Source organism: Dysosmobacter sp. Marseille-Q4140, assembly GCA_018228705.1.
Classification (GTDB): domain Bacteria; phylum Bacillota; class Clostridia; order Oscillospirales; family Oscillospiraceae; genus Oscillibacter.
In genome coordinates, this window is sequence record CP073694.1 from 1,915,617 (window position 1) to 1,936,261 (window position 20,645).

The following is a 20,645-nucleotide window of genomic DNA, read 5'->3' on the forward strand; positions in this document are numbered from 1 at the left end:
GAGGATCGCCTCCCATGAGCGAACCCTTTGTCTTTGACCCCCGCTACGGCCTGTGTAAGTCGCCCTTCGGCGCCGCCGTCTGCGGGACCACCGTATCTCTGCACTGCCGTCCCCTGGCCTCCGAGGGCTTTACCCACTGCGCCCTGGTGATGCGCCGGGAGTTCTCCGGCCAGCAGGAGGAGCGGGAGCTCTACCAGGACGGCGTGGACGGAGAGCGGATCCGCTTCTCCCTGAACTTCACCGCCCCGGCGGAGCCGGAGCTGGTGTGGTACCACTTCCGCTTCTGGCGGGACGACGGCTCCGGCTGCGACCTGGACAAAACCGGCTACCGCAGCGACGGGCAGGTCCATCCCTGGCAGCTGACGGTCTACCGGGAGAGCCGCACACCAGGGTGGTTCGGCAGCGGCGTTGTATACCAAATTTTTCCAGACCGTTTCTGCCGCCTGCCGTCGGACAAGGCGGACCCGGCGGGCCTGGTGGGCAGCCGCTGGGTCCATCAGGAGTGGTCCGACACGCCGGAGTGGCGGCCGGACCCGGACGGGGAGATCCGCAACCGGGACTTCTTCGGCGGCTCTCTCCGGGGCATCACCTCCAAGCTGCCGTATCTGGCGGACCTGGGCGTGACCACGCTGTATTTGAACCCCATCTTTGAGTCCGCCTCCAACCACCGCTACAACACCGCCGACTACACCCGCATCGACCCCATGCTGGGCACGGAGCAGGACCTGCGGGACCTGTGCGACGCGGCCCACGCCAGGGGGATGCGGGTGATCCTGGACGGCGTGTTCAACCACACCGGCTCCCAGAGCATCTACTTTAACGCCGATGGCTTCTACCCCTCCCTGGGCGCGGCCCAGAGCCGGGAGTCCCCCTACTTCGGCTGGTACTCCTTTCACCCCTGGCCGGAGGACTACGACTCCTGGTGGGGCATCCGCACCCTTCCGGCGGTCCGGGAGGAGAACCCCGGCTATGTGGACTACATCATCGGCGCTCCCAACTCCATCATCCGCCGCTGGCTGCGCTGCGGCGTGGACGGCTGGCGGCTGGACGTGGCCGACGAGCTGCCCGACTGGTTCATTGAGAAGATCCGGGAGGCCATGGAGGATACCAAGCCCGGCAGCTTCCTGCTGGGCGAGGTCTGGGAGGACGCCAGCAACAAGATCGCCTACTCCCAGCGCCGCCGGTATCTCCTGGGCCAGGAGCTCCACGGCGTCATGAACTACCCCTTCCGCACCGCCCTGCTGGCCTATCTCCAGGGCGGGAACGCCGCCGCCTTCCAGGAGGCCATGGAGACCATCCGGGAGAACTATCCCCCCTCTGCTTTCTACTCCGCTCTGAACTTCCTGGGCACCCACGACACCCCCCGCATCCTGACGGTGCTGGGCGCCGACCATGTGCCCCAGACCAAGGAGGAGCGGGCAGCCTACTGCCTCTCCCCCGCCGAGCGGGAGCGTGGCGAGGCCCTGCTGCGGCTGGCGGTGCTGATGCTGTTCTCCTTCCCCGGCGCTCCCATGATCTACTACGGCGACGAGGCCGGCATGGAGGGCTTTGAGGATCCCTTCAACCGGGGCGGCTACCCCTGGGGCAGCGAACGCCGGGACCTGCTGGAGCGCTTTGCCCGGCTCAGCCGCCTGCGCCAGACCCGCCCCTCCCTGTCCCGGGGCCGGTTCCGGTGGCTGTCCGCCTCCGGACCCCTGCTGGCCTTCGCCCGGGAGACGGAGTCGGAGCGGGCAGTGACGGTGGTCAACGCCGGAGCCGAGACCCGGACGCTGACCCTGCCCTGGCACTGGGCGCCGCCCAGAGATCTTTTGACCGGCCGGATCTATCCCGCCGGAGACGGGCTGCTGACCCTGACCCTGCCGCCCCGGACGGGGCTGCTGCTGAGCTGATCGCCTCTCTGCCCCGGATGTTTCACGTGAAACATCCGGGGCGTTTGTTTGTTCTTCGGCAGCATGTTTCACGTGAAACACCCTGGTGACGGCCTTCGTGTTTTTTTGATTTGCCCTTGCAAGTGTCGATACACCTTGATATAATAATGCATTGAACGCAAGGATTTGAGAAAGTAGGTGTCCCTTTGGCAAAAACCATTGCAATCGTCAATCAAAAGGGCGGCGTCGGCAAGACTACCACCTGCGTGAACCTGGCCGCCACCTTGACGGAAGCCGGGCAGAAGGTGCTGCTGTGCGACTTTGATCCCCAGGCCAACTCCACCTCCGGCATGGGCGTGGACAAAACCGTTTCCAAGGGTGTCTATCAGGTCCTCATCGGCGAGATCCAGGCCCGGGAGGCTGTGGCGCGCACCCGTTTCGGGGATGTGCTTCCTTCCAACAAGGCCCTGGCCGGCGCCGGAATTGAGCTGATCGGCATGGACAAGCGGGAGTTTTTGCTGCGGGATGCCCTGGACCAGCTGCGTGAGGACTATGATTTCATCCTCATTGACTGCCCGCCCTCCCTGGAGCTGCTGACGCTGAACGCGCTTTGCGCCGCTGACGCGATTTTAGTGCCGGTTCAGGGGGAATACTACGCCCTGGAGGGCCTCAGCGACCTGATGAACACGGTGCGCATCGTGCGCCGCTCCCTCAACCCCAAGCTGGAGCTGGAGGGCGTGCTGCTGACCATGTTTGACGGCCGCACCAATCTGGCGCTGCAGGTGGCGGAGGAGGTCAAGCACTACTTCCCCGGCAAGGTCTACGCCACGGTGATCCCCCGGAACGTCCGTCTCAGCGAGGCCCCCAGCCACGGAAAACCCATCACCGCCTACGACCGCTCCTCCCGGGGCGCCGAGGCGTACACCGCCTTTGCCGCGGAATTTTTGAAGCGGCAAAAGGGCTGATCTTTGGAAAGGAGGGTGCGTATGGCATCCAAAAAACCCTCCGGCCTGGGCCGCGGCCTGGGCGCGCTGCTGGGCGACGAGGCGCTGAAAAGCGAGGCCGCCGGCAGTCTGTATGTGGACATCTCCCAGGTGGAGAGTTATTCCGCCCAGCCCCGGAAGTATTTTGACGAGGCCGCCCTGGCGGAGCTGGCGGAGTCCATCCGCCTCCACGGCATCATCCAGCCCCTGACCGTCCGGAAGCTGGCCTCCGGCTACTATCAGATCATCGCCGGCGAGCGCCGCTGGCGGGCCGCAAGACTGGCCGGCCTGCGGGAGGTGCCCGTGGTGGTGGTGGAGGCCGACGACCGCAAGGCCGCCGAGCTGGCCATGATCGAGAACCTCCAGCGGGAGGACCTGAACCCCATGGAGGAGGCCGCCGGCTTCCAGGTGCTGATCGACACCTATCACATGACCCAGGAGGAGGCCGCCGCCCAGGTGGGCAAGTCCCGCAGCGCCGTGGCCAACGCCCTGCGGCTGCTGTCTCTGAGCGCGCCGGTGGCCAAGCTGGTGGAGGAGGGCAAGCTCTCCGCCGGCCACGCCCGGGCCCTGGTGCCCCTCTCCCCTGCTCTTCAGGAGCGGGCCGCGGAGGCAGTGGTCAGCGGCGGGCTGTCCGTGCGGCAGACCGAGGCCCTGGTCAAGCGCCTGTCCGCTGAGAAAAAGGAGCCGAAACCGGCTCCGGATGGCCCGGACTACACCGCCGAGGCCCAGAAGGACCTGAGCTCCCGGCTGGGCCGGGGCGTCCGGATCGTCACCGGCCGGAAAAAGGGCCGTATTGAGCTGGAATACTACGGGATGGACGACCTGAACGATCTGCTGGAGGCCTTGGCTCTCCTGCGGATGAAGAAGCGGAACTCCAACCCCTGAAAGGAACCAAAGCATGATGAAACTGGAAAAACGCAGCGACGGGCAGGGCGAGCCCAATCCCGATCGGCAGCCGGAGACGGTGCCCACCGGGAAAAAGCCCGTCGTGGTCTATATCATGATCCTCTTTATCGCGGCCTTTTTGCTGATGGCGCTGTCCTTCTTTATGCACCAGCGCAGCAACACGGAGGCGCTGGGCGAATTGCAGCACTCCGTCACCGCCATGCAGGAGGTCCAGGCCACTCAGGAGAAAATCATTGAGCTCCAGGAGGAGCTGGCCCAGGTCCAGGAGGATCAGCAGGACCTGAAGGAAACCGAACAGGATCTCCAGCAGGAGCTGGACGATGCCCAGGCCCAGGAGCAGGCGCTGCTGGGACTGTACACCCTGCAGCAGCAGTACGCCGCCGGAGATCTGGATGCCTGCCGCGCCACCATCGGGGAGATGGAGAGCGCCGGCTATGACCGGCTTTTGTCCAATGAGGCACCGGAGGAGGGGGTCACCTCCCCCGCCCAGCGGTTCGAGGAACTGCGCCAGGCTGTGGAGGGCCAGGCGGGCTGAGGATCGCCCCGCAGCAATGCACATCCGCCATGTTTCACGTGAAACACGACTTTATTTCAGATCAGAGGAGAGAGAATACCATGCTGGATATTCGATTTATCCGGGAGAATCCCGACGCTGTCAAGGAAAATATCAAGAAAAAGTTCCAGGACGCCAAGCTGCCCCTGGTGGATGAGGTCATCGAACTGGATGCCAAGCGCCGCGCCGCCATTGCCGAGGCCGACCAGCTGCGCTCCAACCGCAACACCCTCTCCAAGCAGATCGGCATGCTGATGGGCCAGGCCAAGAAGGACCCCTCCAAGCTGGCGGAGGCCGAGGCCGTGAAGGCCCAGGTCAAGGAGCAGGCGGACCGCCTGGCGGAGCTGGAGAAGCAGGAGACGGAGCTGGAGGCCGCTTTGCACAAGGATATGCTGCTGATCCCCCAGATGATCGACGACTCCGTGCCCCTGGGCCCCGACGACTCCTGCAACGTGGAGGTGGAGCGCTTCGGCGAGGCCAAGGTGCCCGACTTCCCCATCCCCTATCACACCGAGATCATGGAGTCCTTCGGCGGCATCGACCTGGACGCCGCCGGCCGGGTCTCCGGCAACGGCTTCTACTATCTGCTGGGCGACATCGCCCGGCTCCATGAGGCCGTGCTGGCCTACGGCCGGGACTTTATGATCAACAAGGGCTTTACCTACTGCATCCCCCCCTTCATGATCCACGGCAACGTGGTGGAGGGCGTCATGTCCCAGACCGACATGGAGGGCATGATGTACAAGATCGAGGGCGAGGACCTGTATCTGATCGGCACGTCCGAGCACTCCATGATCGGCCGGTTCATCGACCAGATCCTGCCGGTGGAGAGCCTGCCCCAGACCCTGACCTCTTACTCCCCCTGCTTCCGTAAGGAGAAAGGAGCCCATGGCATCGAGGAGCGGGGTGTCTACCGCATCCACCAGTTTGAGAAGCAGGAGATGATCGTGGTCTGCAAGCCCGAGGAGTCCAAGGACTGGTATGAGAAGCTGTGGCGCTACTCCGTGGAGCTGTTCCGCTCCCTGGATATTCCCGTGCGGCAGCTGGAGTGCTGCTCCGGCGACCTGGCGGACCTGAAGGTCAAGTCCTGCGACATCGAGGCCTGGTCTCCCCGCCAGCAGAAGTTCTTTGAGGTCTGCTCCTGCTCCAACCTGGGTGACGCCCAGGCCCGGCGCCTGCGGATCCGCTACAAGGATGAGAACGGCAAGATGCAGCTGTGCCACACCCTCAACAACACCTGCGTGGCTCCGCCCCGCATGCTGATCGCCTTCCTGGAGAACAACCTCCAGGCCGACGGCACCGTGGTCATCCCCGAGGTCCTGCGGCCCTACATGGGCGGCACGGAGAAGCTGGTGCCCAAAAAATAAGCCCCCCAGCCGTTTGATGTAATACAATTCGTATTATTCCAATAGTAAAATACAAATAGTGAAACCCGTTTCCAGCCAATACAAGGAGGTCGGGACCATGAAGCGTACCCTTTGCGCCATTTTATCGGCTGTATTCCTGTCCATGCTGGCAATCCCTTGCGCCGCAGCGGATACAGCCGCTCCCCTCCTGGCGGCGGAGCGGACCTACACCCCCTTTTCCGACATTCCGGCCGGGGCGTGGTACGCGGACGCCGTGAAGCTGTGCTATGAGACCGGCGTCTTTAACGGCACCTCCGACACCGCCTTCTCCCCCCAGGCGGGGCTCACCAATGCCCAGCTGGAGGTGCTGGCCGCCCGGGTAAAGTGGCGGCTGGAGGGAAACACCGGCGACCTGCCCGCCGTACCGGCGGACACCGGCGCCGTGTCCATCACCCTGCCGGACGGCACTGTCTATGACGCCGCCTCCTTCGTTCAGGTCAACAATACAGGCCTGGGCGGCGCGGCCATCCCCCGGGGCGACTTCATTATCACGCTGGCCGGGGACTATCTGGACGGCAAGTCCCCCGCCTATGTCACAGTGACGGTGGACGGGAGCCTCACCTTCCGGGCCAACCAGGACCGGGCCAACAGCTACGATCCCCTCTTCTATATGTACCGCTACCACATCCAGGGGGCGGACTACGGCGCCCACGACCCCATGGTCCGGATCAACACCTTCTCCGACAGCGACGGCGCCAGCGCCGGCGCCTGGTACTGGAGCGGAGACTGCTATCTGCGCAGCCTCCCCGGCGCCATGGACGCCGCCCTGCCGGACACGCTGACGGAGCAGGCCACCCGCTACGATGCGGCGGCGGTCATGGCCCTCATCGCGGGAGAGGATCTGCTCGCTCCTCTCAGCAGCGCCGTCCCGGCGGATACAGACCGGGCGGATGTGACCGCCCTCTATCAGGCGGGGATCCTGACCGGCACGGACGACCAGGGCACCTTCAACGGCAAGGGCACGCTGACCCGGGCCCAGTTCGCCGTGATCCTGGCCCGGCTGCTGGACCCCGCTCAGCGGGTGTCCGCGGAGGGCTGAGGGTCCAGCGGGCGCGACACAAAGGAAAGGTAATCGATTTATGTCCAAAAGCAAAGGCTTTATTTCCGAATTCAAGCAGTTCATCGCCCGGGGCAACGTCCTGGACCTGGCGGTGGGCGTCATCATCGGCGGCGCCTTCAGCGCCATCACCAACTCCCTGGTGAACGACATCATCAACCCCGTCCTGGGCATCTTCGCCGGCGGCAACAGCGCCCTGTCCAACCTGTCCTTCACCGTCCCCGGCGGCGGCGAGGTGATGGTGGGCAGCTTTCTCAACGCCGTGCTGAACTTCCTCATCATGGCCTTCGCCGTGTTCTGCCTGGTGAAGGCGGTCAACAGCCTCCACCGCAAGAAGGAGGCCGCGCCTCCGGCACCGCCCAAGCCCAGCAATGAGGAAGTGCTGCTGACAGAGATCCGGGACCTTCTGAAGGAGAAAACCTGATGGACGAGATGGAAGTCCTGCTGCACCGGGGTCTTGGCGACCTGGGACTGCCGGAGACGGCGGCACCGGCCATGGCCCGGTACGGAGCGCTGCTGCTGGAGACCAACCAGGTCATGAACCTCACCGCCATCACCGATCCGGCGGACGTGGCGGCGCTGCACTTTCTGGACAGCGCGGCCTTGCTGACGCTGACGGATTTCAAAGAGAAATCCGTGGCGGACGTGGGCACCGGCGCGGGCTTTCCCGGCCTGCCGCTGAAGATCGCCGAGCCCTCCATCCGCCTGACGCTGCTGGACGCCCAGGGCAAGCGGGTGCGGTTCCTGGAGACGGTGTGCGCCGAGCTGGGGCTCACGGACGTGGAATGCGTCCACGGCCGGGCGGAGGAATTTGCCGCCGACCGGCGGGAGTCCTTTGATCTGGTCACCTCCCGGGCGGTGGCGGCCCTGCCGGTCCTGGCAGAGCTGTGCCTGCCCCTGGTAAAGGTAGGCGGCGCCTTCCTGGCCATGAAATCCGTGGACAGCGAGGCGGAGCTGGCGGAGGCCAAACGGGCCCTGGAGACCCTGGGCGGCCGGGTGGAGGCCCTGCGGGACTATGGGATCCCGGGCACCGACGTGCGCCACCGTTTGGTCATCATAAAAAAAATCCGAAAAACCCCGGAAAAATACCCCAGAATATTTGCAAAGATCAAGAAGAATCCCTTATAATAGAAAATACGAAGAAAGTTTGAGAGGAGGGTGCCGCCATGCGGCTGGGACAGTGCATCGCCGTGGTGTCCGGCAAGGGCGGCACCGGCAAGACCTCCTTCGCCGCCGGGGTGGGGACCGCTCTGGCGCTGCGCAAGCAGTGGGTGTTGTGTCTGGACTGCGACACGGCCCTGCGGAACCTGGATCTGGCCCTGGGGCTCAGTGACCGGGCTCTGATGGATTTCTCCGACGTGATCCAGGGCCGTTGCTCTCTGGACGACGCCGTGGCGGAGCACCCCCGGGTACCGGGGCTCCACCTGCTGACGGCACCGGTCCGCATCCAGGGCCGTCCGGTGACGGAGACCCAGATGGCGGACCTGCTGGCGGAGATCCGGAAGCGATACGACTACTGCCTGCTGGACGCGCCGGCGGGCCTGGGGAGCGGCTTTCAACTGGCGGTGTATGGCGCGGACCGGGCCGTGGTGGTCACCAATCCGGACGCCTCCTCCCTGCGGGACGCCCAGCGGACCGTCATGGAGCTCCACCGCTTCCCCGCCGGGGCGCTGCATCTGGTGGTGAACCGGGTCCGGCAGAAGATGATGCGCCAGCTCCACGCCACCATTGACGACGCCATTGACAAGGCGGGCCTGCCCCTGCTGGGGGTGGTGCCGGAGGACGACGCCCTGCCCCTGTGCCTGGAACGCGGCACGCCATTGCTGCTGGCCGGCGGCTCTCCCGCCGCGGCAGCCTATCAAAATATCGCCAAGCGCATCCAGGGGGAGCGGGTCCCTCTGCTGCGGATCAGATAGAAAGGAGCCCCTGCATGAATATTGCCCTGATGTCTCATGACAATAAGAAGGACTTGATGGTGCAGTTCTGCACCGCTTACGCCGGCATTCTCTCCCGGCATCACCTGTACGCCACCAACACCACCGGCCACATGGTGGCCGACGCCACGGGCCTCAGCGTCCACTGCTTTTTATCCTATGCCCACGGCGGCAGCCAGCAGATCGGCGCCCGGATCGCCTACAATGAGTTCGATATGGTGCTGTTCTTCAACGATCCCACCAACGAGGCTATGGCCGGGGACGTGTCCTATATCTCCCGCCTGTGCGACCAGAACAACATCCCCTTCGCCAGCAACATCGCCACGGCGGAGATGCTGGTGCTGGGCCTGGCCCGGGGCGATCTGGACTGGCGGTGCATCGTCAACCCCTCCACCAAGCCCATCGCCTGAGCACCTTCCCTGACATCCGCGCGGATGCCGCAGCAGTACTCCAACTTCCCGGCCCCACAGAGAGGGGCGCGGCGCTGAGAGCGCCCCGGCCGGACTGGAGGAAGGACAGCGGCGGAGCGGGGGCGGAGACGCCCACGGCACCCTCCCCGTACCAAAGGAGGCAAAAGGAGGCCCTGCGGGGCCTTGAATTTGGGTGGCACCACGAAGCGAAAGATTCGCTCTCGTCCCAAAGCAAGGGGACGAGAGCGTTTATTTTTCCCCGGACGGCGGTCCGGGACCACTGTTTACGAGATAAAGGAGACATTGCATCATGGCGAAAATGACCCCCCGGACTCTGTCCGGCTTTATGGAGCTGCTGCCGGCGCCCCAGCAGCAGATGGAGCGCATCATGGAGATCCTCCGCCGCACCTACTCCCTCTACGGCTTCACCCCCCTGGACACCCCGGTCATCGAGTCCAGTGAGGTGCTGCTGGCCAAGGGCGGCGGTGAGACGGAAAAGCAGATCTACCGCTTCACCAAGGGCGACGCGGACCTGAGCCTGCGGTTCGACCTGACGGTCCCCCTGGCCAAGTACGTGGCCCTGCACTACAACGACCTGACCTTCCCCTTCCGCCGCTACCAGATCGGCAAGGTCTACCGGGGCGAGCGGGCCCAGCGGGGCCGGTTCCGGGAGTTCTACCAGGCCGACATCGACATTATCGGCGACGGCAAGCTCTCCATCGTCAACGAGGCGGAGATCCCCGCCATCATCTACAAGACATTCTCCGCCCTGGGCCTGAGACGCTTCCAGATCCGGGTCAACAACCGCAAGATCTTGAACGGCTTCTACGCCATGGAGGGCCTGACCGAGCGGTCCGGCGACATCATGCGCACCGTGGACAAGCTGGACAAGATCGGCCCCGAGAAGGTGCGGACCATTCTGGGGGAGGACTGCGGCCTCACCGAGGCCCAGGCCGGGGAGATCCTCCGGTTCATCGCCATCACCGGCACCAACGCCGAGGTCCTCTCCGCCCTGGAGGGCTACCAGGGCCGCAACGAGACCTTTGACCAGGGCCTCAGCGAGCTGAAAACCGTCACCCGCTATCTTGCCGACTTCGGCGTCCCGGCGGAGAACTTCGCCGTGGACCTGACCATCGCCCGGGGTCTGGACTACTACACCGGCACCGTCTACGAGACCACGCTGCTGGACCACCCGGAGATCGGCTCCGTCTGCTCCGGCGGCCGGTACGACAACCTGGCCGAATACTACACCGACCGCCAGCTGCCCGGCGCCGGCATCTCCATCGGCCTGACCCGCCTGTTCTATGTCCTGGGCGAGCAGGGCATGCTGAACCCGGACCTGCCCACCGCCCCGGCGGACGTGCTGATCCTGCCCATGACGGAGGACCTGTCCGCCGCCATTTCTCTCGCCACCCTTCTGCGGGAGAACGGCATCCGCACCCAGCTCCACTGCGAGGACAAGAAGTTCAAGCAGAAGATCTCCTACGCCGACAAGCTGGGCATCCCCTACGTGATCTTCCTGGGCGAGGACGAGATCTCCCAGGGCGTGGCCGCCTGCAAGGACATGGTCACCGGCGAGCAGACCAAGCTCTCCCCCGCCGCCACGGTCTACCGCATCAAGGCGGGCCTGGCCGAGCGGGAGAAGGGCGCTGTCATCCTGGAGTGATCCGGGAGGCGGCCCCGCATATCCGGCGGCGGGGCGCAGAGCAGGCTCCGTAAATCTTTACAAATCGTATAATCTGATTGTAAATAAACAAATTGTTATTGATCGGCCTACTTTTCATCTCTCTGGCAGTACGGACACCGGCGCCGCCGGACAGAAAGGATAAGTCCTATTTGTAATTTATGATAAAAATATTCCGCACTGGAATATCGCAGGAGCCCATCGCGGGCCTCGGATCCCTGTGTTCCCTGCTGCCCCCGGCGCTGTTGCAGCGCCCCTTTCAGGCTCCGCAGGCAGAAAAGAGCCGGGCCTGTCCGCCGTGGACCAGCGGCTGCCGGACTCCCCTTCCCCCTGTGGAAGTTCTGACGGACACCGCTCCCAAATGGGAGACATGATAGGAAAGGAAGCATGGTCATGTTCACAACACACACCCGCGCCAAGCCCCGCTGGACCGCCCTTTTCCTGGCTCTGGTCCTGGCCCTATCCCTGACCCTGCCCGCCGCCGCGGCGGAGACGCAGCCGCTGCTGCCGGATGCCCGGACCTACACCGGTCAGTTCGCGGACCTGGAGGGCGCCTGGTGCCGGGAGGAGGCCATCGCCGTCTATGAGACCGACCTGATGAACGGCAGGACCGACACCCGCTTCGACATCCAGGGCAGCCTGACCTACGCCCAGATCACCGTGATCGCCGCCCGGCTCCAGGACCTGCTTGCCGGCGGAGACGGCGACCTGGGCCCCGCGGCCTCCGGCGAGGCCTGGTATCAGCCCGCCGTGGACGCCCTGACCGCCTCCGTGGAGGAGAGCGACGGCGAGGCGGCGGCGTATCTGCTGGACGATCTCACATATCTGGACTTCCGCGCGGATGAGCCCTGCGACCGATATGACTTCGTGTGGTATCTGGCGGCGGTGCTGCCGGAGGAGGCCCTGGCCCCCATCAACGACATCGACTCCCTGCCGGACACCTCCGACAGCGACATCCTCCGCTTCTACCGGGCGGGCATCCTCACCGGCAGCGACAGCGAAGGCACCTTCAACGGCCTGGACCTTATCAACCGGGGCCAGGCGGCGGCCATGCTGGCCCGGATCGCGGACCCGGCCAAACGGATGTCCTTCACCCTGACGGTGCCCAGCTACGCCCGGGAGATCCTGGGCGTGGAACCCGACACGGTGATGCTGACGGCGGACGGCTACGACATCACCGCCGAAGCCTATCTCTGCTTCCTGGCGCTGAACATCTCGGCCATGGAGGCGGAGCAGGCCTACGGCTATTACGACACCTACCAGGAATACTATGAGGACTACTGGATGGACGAGGACTTCGACGGGGACTTCGCCGACTACCTCCTGGAGGTCCACGGCATCGACGTCAGCGCCCCGGTGGACTGGGACGCCCCGGACAAGGGCGGCATGACCCCGGCCCAGAAGGTCCTCCAGGACACCCAGGCGGACGCGGAGGAGCTGGCGGCGCTGATGAGCCGCCAGAGCCAGTACCCCCTCACCGCCCAGCAGAAGACCCAGATCGAAGAGGACCTGGAGGCCTACGGCGCCCCCTACGGCTTCTCCGCGGACTTTGCCCGGGAGATCCTGACCGCCGCGGCCCTGGGGGAGAACCTCTCGGTCCAGAGCCACCTGTCCTCTTCTGAACTCAGCAGCCTCCTGGCCGACGAGGGCTACCTCTACGGCCAGTATGTGACCATCTACCGGGGCGAAGAGGGCTACCACGCCAGCGACGCGGAGGCCAAGGCCGCCGCTGAGGAGGTCCGGCAGAAGCTCTCCGCCCACCTGGACGACCCGGAGTATCTGGAGTTCCTCATCTGGAAATACAGCGAGGATTACGCCACCGCCCCGGAGCTGCTGCCCATCAGCGCCCTGTCCAACAGCAATTTCCAGACCCTGAAGGCCCTGCCTGTGGGCCGGGTCTCCCCGGTGCTGGAGGAGGAGAACTGCTACATGGTGGTCATCAGGCTGGACCCGGCGGAGGACGCCGACCTGATGGACACCGTGGGCTCCCTGGCGGCCCAGGCCCAGCTGACCCAGTGGGCGGAGGCGGCCAAGGCCGTGCTCTCCCCCGCCTGTGAGGCCCTGGACGTGGCGGCCATCGCCCAGGCACTGTCTGAATAACCAAGCGCACAAACTTCTCAGTTTCAACAGATAGAAAGGAAATTTCGACCATGATGCAGAATCGTACCCATACCTGCGGAGAGCTGCGCCTTTCCGACGCCGGCAAGCAGGTGAAGATCGTCGGCTGGATGGAGAACGTCCGGACCGTCAGCGCCGCCCTGGCCTTCGTGGTGGTCCGGGACTTCTACGGCACCACCCAGGTGGTGGCGGAGACCGAGGAGATGGTGAACACCTTCAAGGCCATCAACAAGGAGTCCACCATCTCCGTGGAGGGCACCGTCCGGGAGCGGGACAGCAAGTCCAGCAAGATGGCCACCGGCGACATTGAGATCGTTCCCGCCAAGGTGGAGGTCCTGGGCCGCTGCGTCCACAACGAGCTGCCCTTCCAGATCAACCGCAGCCGGGAGGCCGACGAGGCCCAGCGGCTGAAATACCGCTACCTGGACCTGCGGAACCCGGAGGTCAAGAAGAACATCATCCTGCGCTGCAACGTGGTCTCCGCCCTGCGCCAGGCCATGACGGAGCACGGCTTCCTGGAGATTACCACCCCCATCCTCACCGCCTCCTCTCCCGAGGGCGCCCGGGACTACCTGGTGCCCGCCCGGAACCACCCCGGCAAGTTCTACGCCCTGCCCCAGGCCCCCCAGCAGTTCAAGCAGCTGCTGATGACCTCCGGCTTCGACCGCTATTTCCAGATCGCCCCCTGCTTCCGGGACGAGGACGCCCGGGCGGACCGCTCCCCCGGCGAGTTCTATCAGCTGGATATGGAGATGGCCTTCGCCTCCCAGGACGACGTGTTCGCCGTGCTGGAGGACGTGCTGCCGCCCATCTTCGCCAAGTACGGCAAGTACGACCGGGCCAGCGGCGCCCCCTTCCTGCGCATCCCCTACACCGAGGCCATGGAGAAATACGGCTCCGACAAGCCGGACCTGCGCATCGACCTGACGGTCACAGACGCGACGGACATCCTGGGCAGCTGCGGCTTCGGACCCTTTGAGGGCAACCGCGTCAAGGCCGTGGTGGTCAGCGATTTCCACGAGACCCGCAAGTTCATCGACAAGACCCTGGCGGATGTGGAGGTCGTCTCCGGCGGCAAGCCCTACTGGTTCCGCCTCGACGAGAGCGGCGAGATCGTGGGCGGCATCGCCAAGTTCGTCGCCCCCATCAAGGACGCCGTGGTGTCCGCCCTGAATTTGAAGCCCAATGACTTCGTGGCTCTCTCCGCCGGCAAGCTGGGCCAGGCCCAAAAGACCGCCGGCGTGCTGGTCAAGACCCTGGGCGCCGCCGTTCCCGGCCACATGGACCGCGAGCAGTACGCCTTCTGCTGGATCGTGGACTTCCCCATGTACGAGATCGGCGAGGAGAGCGGCGAGCTGGAGTTCTGCCACAACCCCTTCTCCATGCCCTCCGGCGGGCTGGAGGTGCTGCTGAAGGCCGAGCGGGGCGAGATCGACCCCCTGACCATCACCGCCGACCAGTACGACCTGGTGTGCAACGGCGTGGAGCTCTCCTCCGGCGCCGTGCGGAACCACGACCCGGAAATCATGATCAAGGCCTTTGAGATGGTGCGTCTCGGCGAGGCCGACGTGAAGGCCAAGTTCCCCGCCATGTACAACGCCTTCACCTACGGCGCGCCGCCCCACGCGGGCATCGCCCCGGGCGTGGACCGGATGGTCATGCTGCTGGCCGGCGAGGACTCCATCCGGGAGATCATCCCCTTCCCCATGAACAAGAACGCCCAGGACGTGATGATGGACGCGCCGTCCGCCGTCACCCAGAAGCAGTTGGACGAGCTGCATATCGCCCTGGTGAAGCCCCAGGAGTAAACAGCAAAACAAGGAGAGCCGGACATTACGTCCGGCTCTCTTTTTGTTCTTGGTCCGCTTCCCGCAGAATTTCTTCTTCACAGCTTTGCTGCGCCTCCACCAAAATCCGTATGGATTTCTCCGTGGCCCGCATCAGCTGTAAATAGAGTTCCTTATAATCGGGCATTCCATCACCTCCGCTTTCATAATAGGTCAAAATCACCCTATTTTCAATAGGTCATACGGGCATAATTTCCTTGAGGTGATGGTATGACCCCCATGCGGAAGCTCCGAAAGGAGAGGAAATACTCCCAGGTGAAGATGCAGATGCTCACCGGCATCGATCAGAGCGACTACTCCAAGATCGAGACCGGGAAACGGAACATGACCTTTGAGCAGTGCCGGCGGATCGCCCTGGCGCTGGAGACCAGCATGGACTACCTGGCGGGGCTGACCGACGAGGCCGCACCTTATCCCAGAAAGAACTGACGTCCCGCCGGGGGCGCGGGTCCCCGCGGAGGATGCGCCCCCCATTCTCTTTTGTCTTGACAAAAGAGAATGCGCCGCGCCCGGTGGAAGAGAAAACCGCTTTGACGAACAGGAGGACCCGTTTCCGGGTCCTCCTGTTCGTGCTGTGGGGGTCGGGCGAATCGGTCCGGCGGGCGTCGGCGGCCCCGTCGTCCCTGCGCCGGACCCCGGCAGTCGAAAAAACCTGGAGCCGCACAGACCGTGCGGTGAATGGCCGGGGTGGTTGTCGGATCTGCCCCTGCTTCTCGTTCCGCGCTCTCCGCTTCGCTGCGCGCTGCCGCGGCGGTCCCTGTGGGTGCCCCATCGGGCCGTAGGGGCGGATCCTGTATCCGCCCGCCGCTTTCCCGGCGCCCGGAAAGCCTTCCCCCCGGGGGGAAGGTGGCATTTGCGCAGCAAATGACGGATGAGGGGGACCCCTTCCCCTGCGCGCTGCCGCGGCGGTCTCTGTGGGTACCCCCTCAGACCGTAGGGGCGGATCCTGTATCCGCCCGCCGCTTTCCCGGCGCCCGGAAAGCCTTCCCCCCCGGGGGGAAGGTGGCATTTGCGCAGCAAATGACGGATGAGGGGGACCCCTTCCCCAGGCTGTTCCGCTTCTTACAGCGCCTCCCGATTTAGACGGGAAAAGGGCACCGGGGACAGGCCCCGCAGGCGGCTGAGATATCCGACCGCGGCGGCGCTGGTGTGGGCCGCCTCCCTGCAGACCGTGTCCAGGGCCCAGGGCAGCCGGTCGGGCCGTCCGTCCCGGCGGGGCAGGTCGTCCCCGGGCAGGGGCCTCCCGCCGGGGAAGCGGTAGCCCCGGCGGCGGAGCAGGTCCAGCAGTTCCAGCTGCTCCCGGTCTGTGGCACAGGTGACGTAAAGGTTGGTTTTCATGGCTCGCACCTCCTGAAATTCCACAGAAAGCGCGAAAAAACCGCCCCCATCGTCCAATGGGCGCGGAATCGGTTCGTCCCATCGTTCAAGCCTTAGCACCTTACCTCCCGGCAGGTTGCTGTGCGGTCAACGAGCTTGTCTCTCGCGCACTCTCTATGGTAGGACGATTGTACCACGGGGCGGCGCGGTCCGCAAGAGAAATGGCCCCTCCAAAAGAGACGGTGGAGTTTCCCCGCCAATCATGGTATACTGGTGAAAACTTTCCCGGGAGGTGCGTCCCATGAAACGCCTTTTCGCCGCGGCCCTGGCCGCGCTGTCCCTGCTGTCTCTGACCGCCTGCGCCTCTTCCGATGAGCCGGAGCAGGCGCCGGAGGCGCCGCCCGCCGCCGAGGAGCCGGAGGTTCCCGAGCCCGAGCCCACGCCGGAGGAGCTGGCGGCGGCGGAGATCGAAGACCTGCTGGCCTCCTTGACGTTGGAGCAGAAGGTGGGGCAGCTGTTCTTCGTCCGCTGTCCTGACAGCGGCGCCGCGGAGGATGTGAGCGCCTACCACCTGGGCGGCTACGTCCTCTTTGGCCGGGATTTCCAGGACGCTGCCGGCGCCTGGCTCACCAGGGAGCAGTTCACTGCCGCCGTCCAGAGCTACCAGGACGCTGCCGCGGCCGACACCGGCATTCCCCTGCTGATCGGCTCCGACGAGGAGGGCGGTACCGTCACCCGGGCCAGCCGGAACCCCAATCTCTTCGAAAAGCCCTTCTCCTCGCCCCAGAAGCTGGCGGCCCAGGCCACGGAGCACGGCAGCATCTTCTCCGAGGACGCCTGGGAGAAAAGCAGCGCCCTGCTGGCCCTGGGCATCAACGTGAACCTGGCCCCGGTGGCGGATGTGTCCACCGACCCCGCCGACTTCATCTACGACCGGGCTCTGGGACAGGATGCCGCCGCCACGGCGGACTATGTGGCGCAGGTGGTCACCGCCATGCGGGAGAGCGGGATCGGCAGCGTCCTCAAGCACTTCCCCGGCTACGGCAGCAACGCCGACACCCACACCGGCATCGCCCTGGACCAGCGGAGCCTGGAGACCTTCCGCCAGAGCGACTTCCTGCCCTTCGCCGCCGGCATCGAGGCCGGGGCGGGCACCACCGCCGTGCTTGTGAGCCACAACATCATGGCGGCCGTGGACCCGGACCTGCCCGCCTCCCTGTCCCCGGCGGTCCATGACCTGCTCCGGGAGGAGCTGGGCTTTACCGGCGTGGTCATGACCGACGACCTGGCCATGGACGCCGTGGCCGCCTACTCCCAGGACGGTGCCGTGGCAGTGATGGCCCTGGAGGCCGGGAATGATCTCATCATCACCACCGACTACCGCACCCAGATCCCCAAGGTCCTGGAGGCGGTGGAAAACGGCACCCTCTCCATGGACACCATCGACACCGCCTGCCGCCGGGTGCTGACCTGGAAACAAGCGCTGGGCCTGCTGTGAAACCGGAACCCCCTGTTTTTCGTCCCTGTTTTGAAACCTGCTGTTGAAAACCAGACGAAAAGGAGGTCCCCATGAAACGCAAACTGCGGACACTGACCCTGGCGGCCCTGGCCGCGTGCCTTTTGACCGTCACCGCCCTGGCAGACACGGGGCCCAAGCCCATGCTGACGGTGAAGGTGGCCAACGCCCCGGAGGGGCTTTACTACCTGGACCTGCTGGAGCCCGACATGGCCGGCGGCGCCTCTTATGACAACAGCCGCCGGGAGGACGAGGACCAGCCCCTGGACCCGGCTCTGACGGAGGCTCTGCTGGCCGCCGTGCCGGAGGGCTGGCACGCCTGCACCCTGGACCACACCAACGGCGCCCCCATCTGGGGCGATCTCATGGGGGAGGACGCCGGTGAGGGCCTCCGGCTCCACACCTTCAGCTACCTGGGCGTGCCAGACACCTACCGCGTGATTCTCGCTCCGGCGGACGGCGAACCTTGGGTCTCGGACGTGCTGGAGCGGACCAGTCTCCAGTCCTCCGTCACTGTGGACTATGGGGCGAAAACCGTGACGGTGCCGCCGGTATGGAGGGCCTACGCCGTGCAGCTGCTCACCACCCTTTTGACCACGCTGGTCATCGAAGGCGTTGTGCTGGCGCTCTTCGGCTTCGGGCGGCAGAGGCGGAACTGGCTGGTATTTTTGCTGGTAAACCTGGTGACCCAGGGCGGGCTCGCTCTCTGGACCGCCCGCACCTGTTTGCTCCACGGCCTGGGCGCCTGGTCCGTCCTGGCCCTTCTCCCGGCGGAGCTGGTGATCTTCCCGGCGGAGATGGCCGCCTACGCCCTGCTGCTGCGGGGACAGCCCCGGTCCCGCTCCGCCGCTTACGGCTTCCTGGCCAACCTCTTCTCCGCCGTGCTGGGCTTCCTTGCCATCGAGCCGGTCTGGACCTTCATCCAATCCATCCTGTAAACGAAAGGGAGTTTTCCACATGGAAACGGAAAAGCTATACTACGCCGACGCCTTTATGCGGACGTTCACCGCCACGGTCCTGACCTGTGAGCCGGGCAAAGGCGGGTATCTGGTGACGCTGGACCGCACCGCCTTCTACCCCGAGGGCGGCGGCCAGCCGGCCGACCACGGCACGCTGAACGGCGCCGCCGTCACCGATGTCCACGAAAAGGACGGCATCGTTGTCCACACTGTCGAAAAGGCGGTGGAAATTGGCGAAAACGTGACCGGCGCCATCGACTGGGCCCGGCGGTTCGACCACATGCAGCAGCACTCCGGGGAGCACATCCTCTCCGGCATCCTCTGCCATGACTACCACTGCGACAACGTGGGCTTCCACCTGGGGGCCGACACGGTGACCATCGACTACAACGCCGATATCACCTGGGAGCAGGCCCTGGACGCCGAGCGGAAGGCCAACGAGGTGATCTGGGCCGACGCCCCCGTGGAGATCACGTTCCCCTCCCCGGCGGAGCTGGAGGAGCTGGACTACCGCAGCAAAAAGGCCCTGACGGGCCAGGTCCGCATCGTCACCTTCCCGGCGGCGGACTGCTGCGCCTGCTGCGGCACCCACGTGCTGCGCGCCGGACAGGTGGGCCTTGTGAAGGTCCTCTCCTGCCAGAAGTTCCGGGAGGGCGTCCGCATGGAAATCCTCTGCGGCGGGCGGGCCCTTGCCTATCTGGGCCGCGTCTACGACCAGGCCCGGTCCGTGGGCCAGCATCTCAGCGTGAAGCCCGACGCCATCCTCCCCGCCCTGGAGCGGCTGGAGGAGGAGCAGGCGGCCCTGAAGGCCCGGGAGGCCGCCATGGAGGACCAGCTCTTCCGCCGCATCGCCGCCGAGCACGCCGGGGAAACAGACGCCCTGGTGTTCCAGCCGGCCCTGCGGCCCGACAGCGTGCGCCGTCTGGCGGACGCCCTGGGCCACGCCTGCACGGGCCTTGCGGCGGTGTTCGCCGGGGAGGACGGACACTGGAACTACGCCCTGCTTCGCGCCGACGGGGCCGACATCGCCCCGCTGGTGAAGGCCCTGAACAGTGCCCTCCGGGGACGGGGCGGCGGCCGCAGCGGCTTTGCCCAGGGCAGCGTCCAGGCGGACGAGGCGTCGATCCGGGCTTTCTTCAACAACTTGGACTGAAAGGTGGAGACCCATGCGCTATATCATGCTGGAATACGCGGAGCCCCAGGAGGACGAGGCTCAGCGGGTGTACTCGGAGCTGGACCGGGAGAACAGGGAGACCCGGCGGGTGGAGCTGTACCCCGGTGGTCTGTGGTTCGCCTACGGCGACGAGCACGGCCGGGAGGAGGCGCTGAACCCCGTCCCCTTCCCCGACGACATCCGGGAGCTGAACGTCCCGGGTCAGGTGACCGCCCGGACCATCGCCCCGGGGATCTTCCGGGAGGTCTGGGACCAGGCGGCGGAGCGGCCCGACGGCTTCATGGGCATGTTCTTCTGAGGGCGGCGCCATGGACCAACACAGCATCTTCCTTGCGGGCGGCTGCTTCTGGGGCATGGAGGCCCTGTACCGCGCCCTGCCCGGCGTCACCGGCGTCCGCTGCGGCTACGCCAACGGCGACAGCCCGGACCACGCCAACTACGACTCCGTCTGCACCGGCATCACCGGCTTCCGGGAGGCGGTGGAGGTGACCTGGGACCCCTCCCGCACCTGCCTGGAGGCGCTGCTCTTCGCCTTTTTCGCCGTGGTGGACGTGGAACTGCCCAACCGCCAGGGGGCCGACATCGGCACCCAGTACCAGAGCGGCATCTACTGGACCCACCCGGACCAGGAGGCCGCCGTCCGGGCCGCCGCGGCCCTGGAGGCGGCGGCGGTGCCCTTTTTCGCCGTGGAGCTCAAGCCCCTGGAGAACTTTTTCCCGGCGGAGGAATATCACCAGCGGTACCTGGAAAAGCACCCCCGGGGCTACTGCCACATCTCCCCGGTCCGGCGGGCAGCGGTGGCCGCCTATCCCTTCCGGCGGGAGGATTACACCCGCCCGGCCCGGCAGCTGCTCGCCCAGTTCATGGACGGATAAAATAAGGCGCGGCCCAATGGGCCGCGCCTTTTGCTGTG

At 65.6% G+C, this 20,645-nt stretch carries 21 protein-coding genes and 1 riboswitch; of the genes, 19 read left to right on the forward strand and 2 right to left on the reverse strand.

Annotation, left to right across the window (positions count from 1 at the left end; all coding sequences use genetic code 11):
• The first annotated feature begins 14 nt into the window (after nucleotides 1-14).
• The 13 genes from KFE19_09610 to aspS all read left to right on the forward strand — a co-directional run bounded on the left by KFE19_09610 (nucleotide 15) and on the right by aspS (nucleotide 14,727).
• On the forward strand, nucleotides 15-1,889 hold the full coding sequence (locus KFE19_09610) for an alpha-glucosidase C-terminal domain-containing protein (GenBank protein ID QUO36689.1): 1,875 nt from the start codon (nucleotides 15-17) through the stop codon (nucleotides 1,887-1,889).
• 185 nt (nucleotides 1,890-2,074) lie between these two features.
• A complete protein-coding gene (locus KFE19_09615; protein QUO36690.1) occupies nucleotides 2,075-2,833 on the forward strand; it encodes a ParA family protein in 759 nt (252 codons plus the stop codon).
• A 21-nt stretch (nucleotides 2,834-2,854) separates the two neighbouring features.
• Nucleotides 2,855-3,736, forward strand: a complete 882-nt coding sequence (locus KFE19_09620; protein ID QUO36691.1) for a ParB/RepB/Spo0J family partition protein — start codon at nucleotides 2,855-2,857, stop codon at nucleotides 3,734-3,736.
• 13 nt (nucleotides 3,737-3,749) lie between these two features.
• On the forward strand, nucleotides 3,750-4,292 hold the full coding sequence (locus KFE19_09625; protein ID QUO36692.1) for a hypothetical protein: 543 nt from the start codon (nucleotides 3,750-3,752) through the stop codon (nucleotides 4,290-4,292).
• A gap of 80 nt (nucleotides 4,293-4,372) precedes the next feature.
• Nucleotides 4,373-5,677, forward strand: coding sequence for a serine--tRNA ligase (serS, locus tag KFE19_09630; protein QUO36693.1), 1,305 nt, complete (start codon nucleotides 4,373-4,375; stop codon nucleotides 5,675-5,677).
• A gap of 97 nt (nucleotides 5,678-5,774) precedes the next feature.
• Complete coding sequence (locus KFE19_09635; GenBank protein QUO36694.1) at nucleotides 5,775-6,755, forward strand: S-layer homology domain-containing protein; 981 nt, start codon at nucleotides 5,775-5,777, stop codon at nucleotides 6,753-6,755.
• Nucleotides 6,756-6,795: 40 nt separating this feature from the next.
• The gene (gene mscL / locus KFE19_09640; GenBank protein QUO36695.1) at nucleotides 6,796-7,197 is read left to right on the forward strand and encodes a large-conductance mechanosensitive channel protein MscL; all 402 of its coding nucleotides are present in this window, start codon (nucleotides 6,796-6,798) and stop codon (nucleotides 7,195-7,197) included.
• Nucleotides 7,198-7,205: 8 nt separating this feature from the next.
• A complete protein-coding gene (gene rsmG / locus KFE19_09645) occupies nucleotides 7,206-7,901 on the forward strand; it encodes a 16S rRNA (guanine(527)-N(7))-methyltransferase RsmG (protein ID QUO39586.1) in 696 nt (231 codons plus the stop codon).
• Nucleotides 7,902-7,939: 38 nt separating this feature from the next.
• On the forward strand, nucleotides 7,940-8,689 hold the full coding sequence (gene minD / locus KFE19_09650; GenBank protein QUO36696.1) for a septum site-determining protein MinD: 750 nt from the start codon (nucleotides 7,940-7,942) through the stop codon (nucleotides 8,687-8,689).
• Between the two features lie 14 nt (nucleotides 8,690-8,703).
• Nucleotides 8,704-9,117, forward strand: coding sequence for a methylglyoxal synthase (locus KFE19_09655; GenBank protein ID QUO36697.1), 414 nt, complete (start codon nucleotides 8,704-8,706; stop codon nucleotides 9,115-9,117).
• A gap of 310 nt (nucleotides 9,118-9,427) precedes the next feature.
• On the forward strand, nucleotides 9,428-10,783 hold the full coding sequence (gene hisS / locus KFE19_09660; GenBank protein QUO36698.1) for a histidine--tRNA ligase: 1,356 nt from the start codon (nucleotides 9,428-9,430) through the stop codon (nucleotides 10,781-10,783).
• 411 nt (nucleotides 10,784-11,194) lie between these two features.
• Nucleotides 11,195-12,901, forward strand: coding sequence for an S-layer homology domain-containing protein (locus KFE19_09665; GenBank protein ID QUO36699.1), 1,707 nt, complete (start codon nucleotides 11,195-11,197; stop codon nucleotides 12,899-12,901).
• Nucleotides 12,902-12,951: 50 nt separating this feature from the next.
• Nucleotides 12,952-14,727, forward strand: coding sequence for an aspartate--tRNA ligase (gene aspS / locus KFE19_09670; GenBank protein ID QUO36700.1), 1,776 nt, complete (start codon nucleotides 12,952-12,954; stop codon nucleotides 14,725-14,727).
• 25 nt (nucleotides 14,728-14,752) lie between these two features.
• On the opposite strand, the gene KFE19_09675 is transcribed toward aspS, so the two are convergent.
• Nucleotides 14,753-14,923, reverse strand: a complete 171-nt coding sequence (locus KFE19_09675; GenBank protein ID QUO39671.1) for a hypothetical protein — start codon at nucleotides 14,921-14,923, stop codon at nucleotides 14,753-14,755.
• Nucleotides 14,924-14,976: 53 nt separating this feature from the next.
• On the opposite strand from KFE19_09675, the gene KFE19_09680 reads away from it, so the two are divergent.
• Entirely contained in the window at nucleotides 14,977-15,195 is a 219-nt protein-coding gene (locus tag KFE19_09680) for a helix-turn-helix transcriptional regulator (GenBank protein QUO36701.1), read from the forward strand.
• A gap of 633 nt (nucleotides 15,196-15,828) precedes the next feature.
• Here KFE19_09680 and KFE19_09685 read toward each other — a convergent pair.
• Entirely contained in the window at nucleotides 15,829-16,104 is a 276-nt protein-coding gene (locus KFE19_09685; protein QUO36702.1) for a hypothetical protein, read from the reverse strand.
• A gap of 43 nt (nucleotides 16,105-16,147) precedes the next feature.
• Nucleotides 16,148-16,266: riboswitch (SAM riboswitch) on the reverse strand.
• A 118-nt stretch (nucleotides 16,267-16,384) separates the two neighbouring features.
• Here KFE19_09685 and KFE19_09690 point away from each other — a divergent pair.
• The 5 genes from KFE19_09690 (at nucleotide 16,385) to msrA (ending at nucleotide 20,607) form a co-directional block, all read left to right on the forward strand.
• Complete coding sequence (locus KFE19_09690; GenBank protein ID QUO36703.1) at nucleotides 16,385-17,581, forward strand: beta-hexosaminidase; 1,197 nt, start codon at nucleotides 16,385-16,387, stop codon at nucleotides 17,579-17,581.
• A 71-nt stretch (nucleotides 17,582-17,652) separates the two neighbouring features.
• On the forward strand, nucleotides 17,653-18,537 hold the full coding sequence (locus KFE19_09695; protein QUO36704.1) for a hypothetical protein: 885 nt from the start codon (nucleotides 17,653-17,655) through the stop codon (nucleotides 18,535-18,537).
• A 19-nt stretch (nucleotides 18,538-18,556) separates the two neighbouring features.
• Nucleotides 18,557-19,711 carry an alanyl-tRNA editing protein gene (locus KFE19_09700; GenBank protein ID QUO36705.1) on the forward strand — a complete coding sequence of 385 codons (1,155 nt, stop codon included), beginning with the start codon at nucleotides 18,557-18,559 and terminating at the stop codon, nucleotides 19,709-19,711.
• 13 nt (nucleotides 19,712-19,724) lie between these two features.
• Nucleotides 19,725-20,030 carry a hypothetical protein gene (locus KFE19_09705; GenBank protein QUO36706.1) on the forward strand — a complete coding sequence of 102 codons (306 nt, stop codon included), beginning with the start codon at nucleotides 19,725-19,727 and terminating at the stop codon, nucleotides 20,028-20,030.
• Nucleotides 20,031-20,040: 10 nt separating this feature from the next.
• On the forward strand, nucleotides 20,041-20,607 hold the full coding sequence (gene msrA / locus KFE19_09710; protein QUO36707.1) for a peptide-methionine (S)-S-oxide reductase MsrA: 567 nt from the start codon (nucleotides 20,041-20,043) through the stop codon (nucleotides 20,605-20,607).
• The last annotated feature ends 38 nt before the right edge of the window (nucleotides 20,608-20,645 follow it).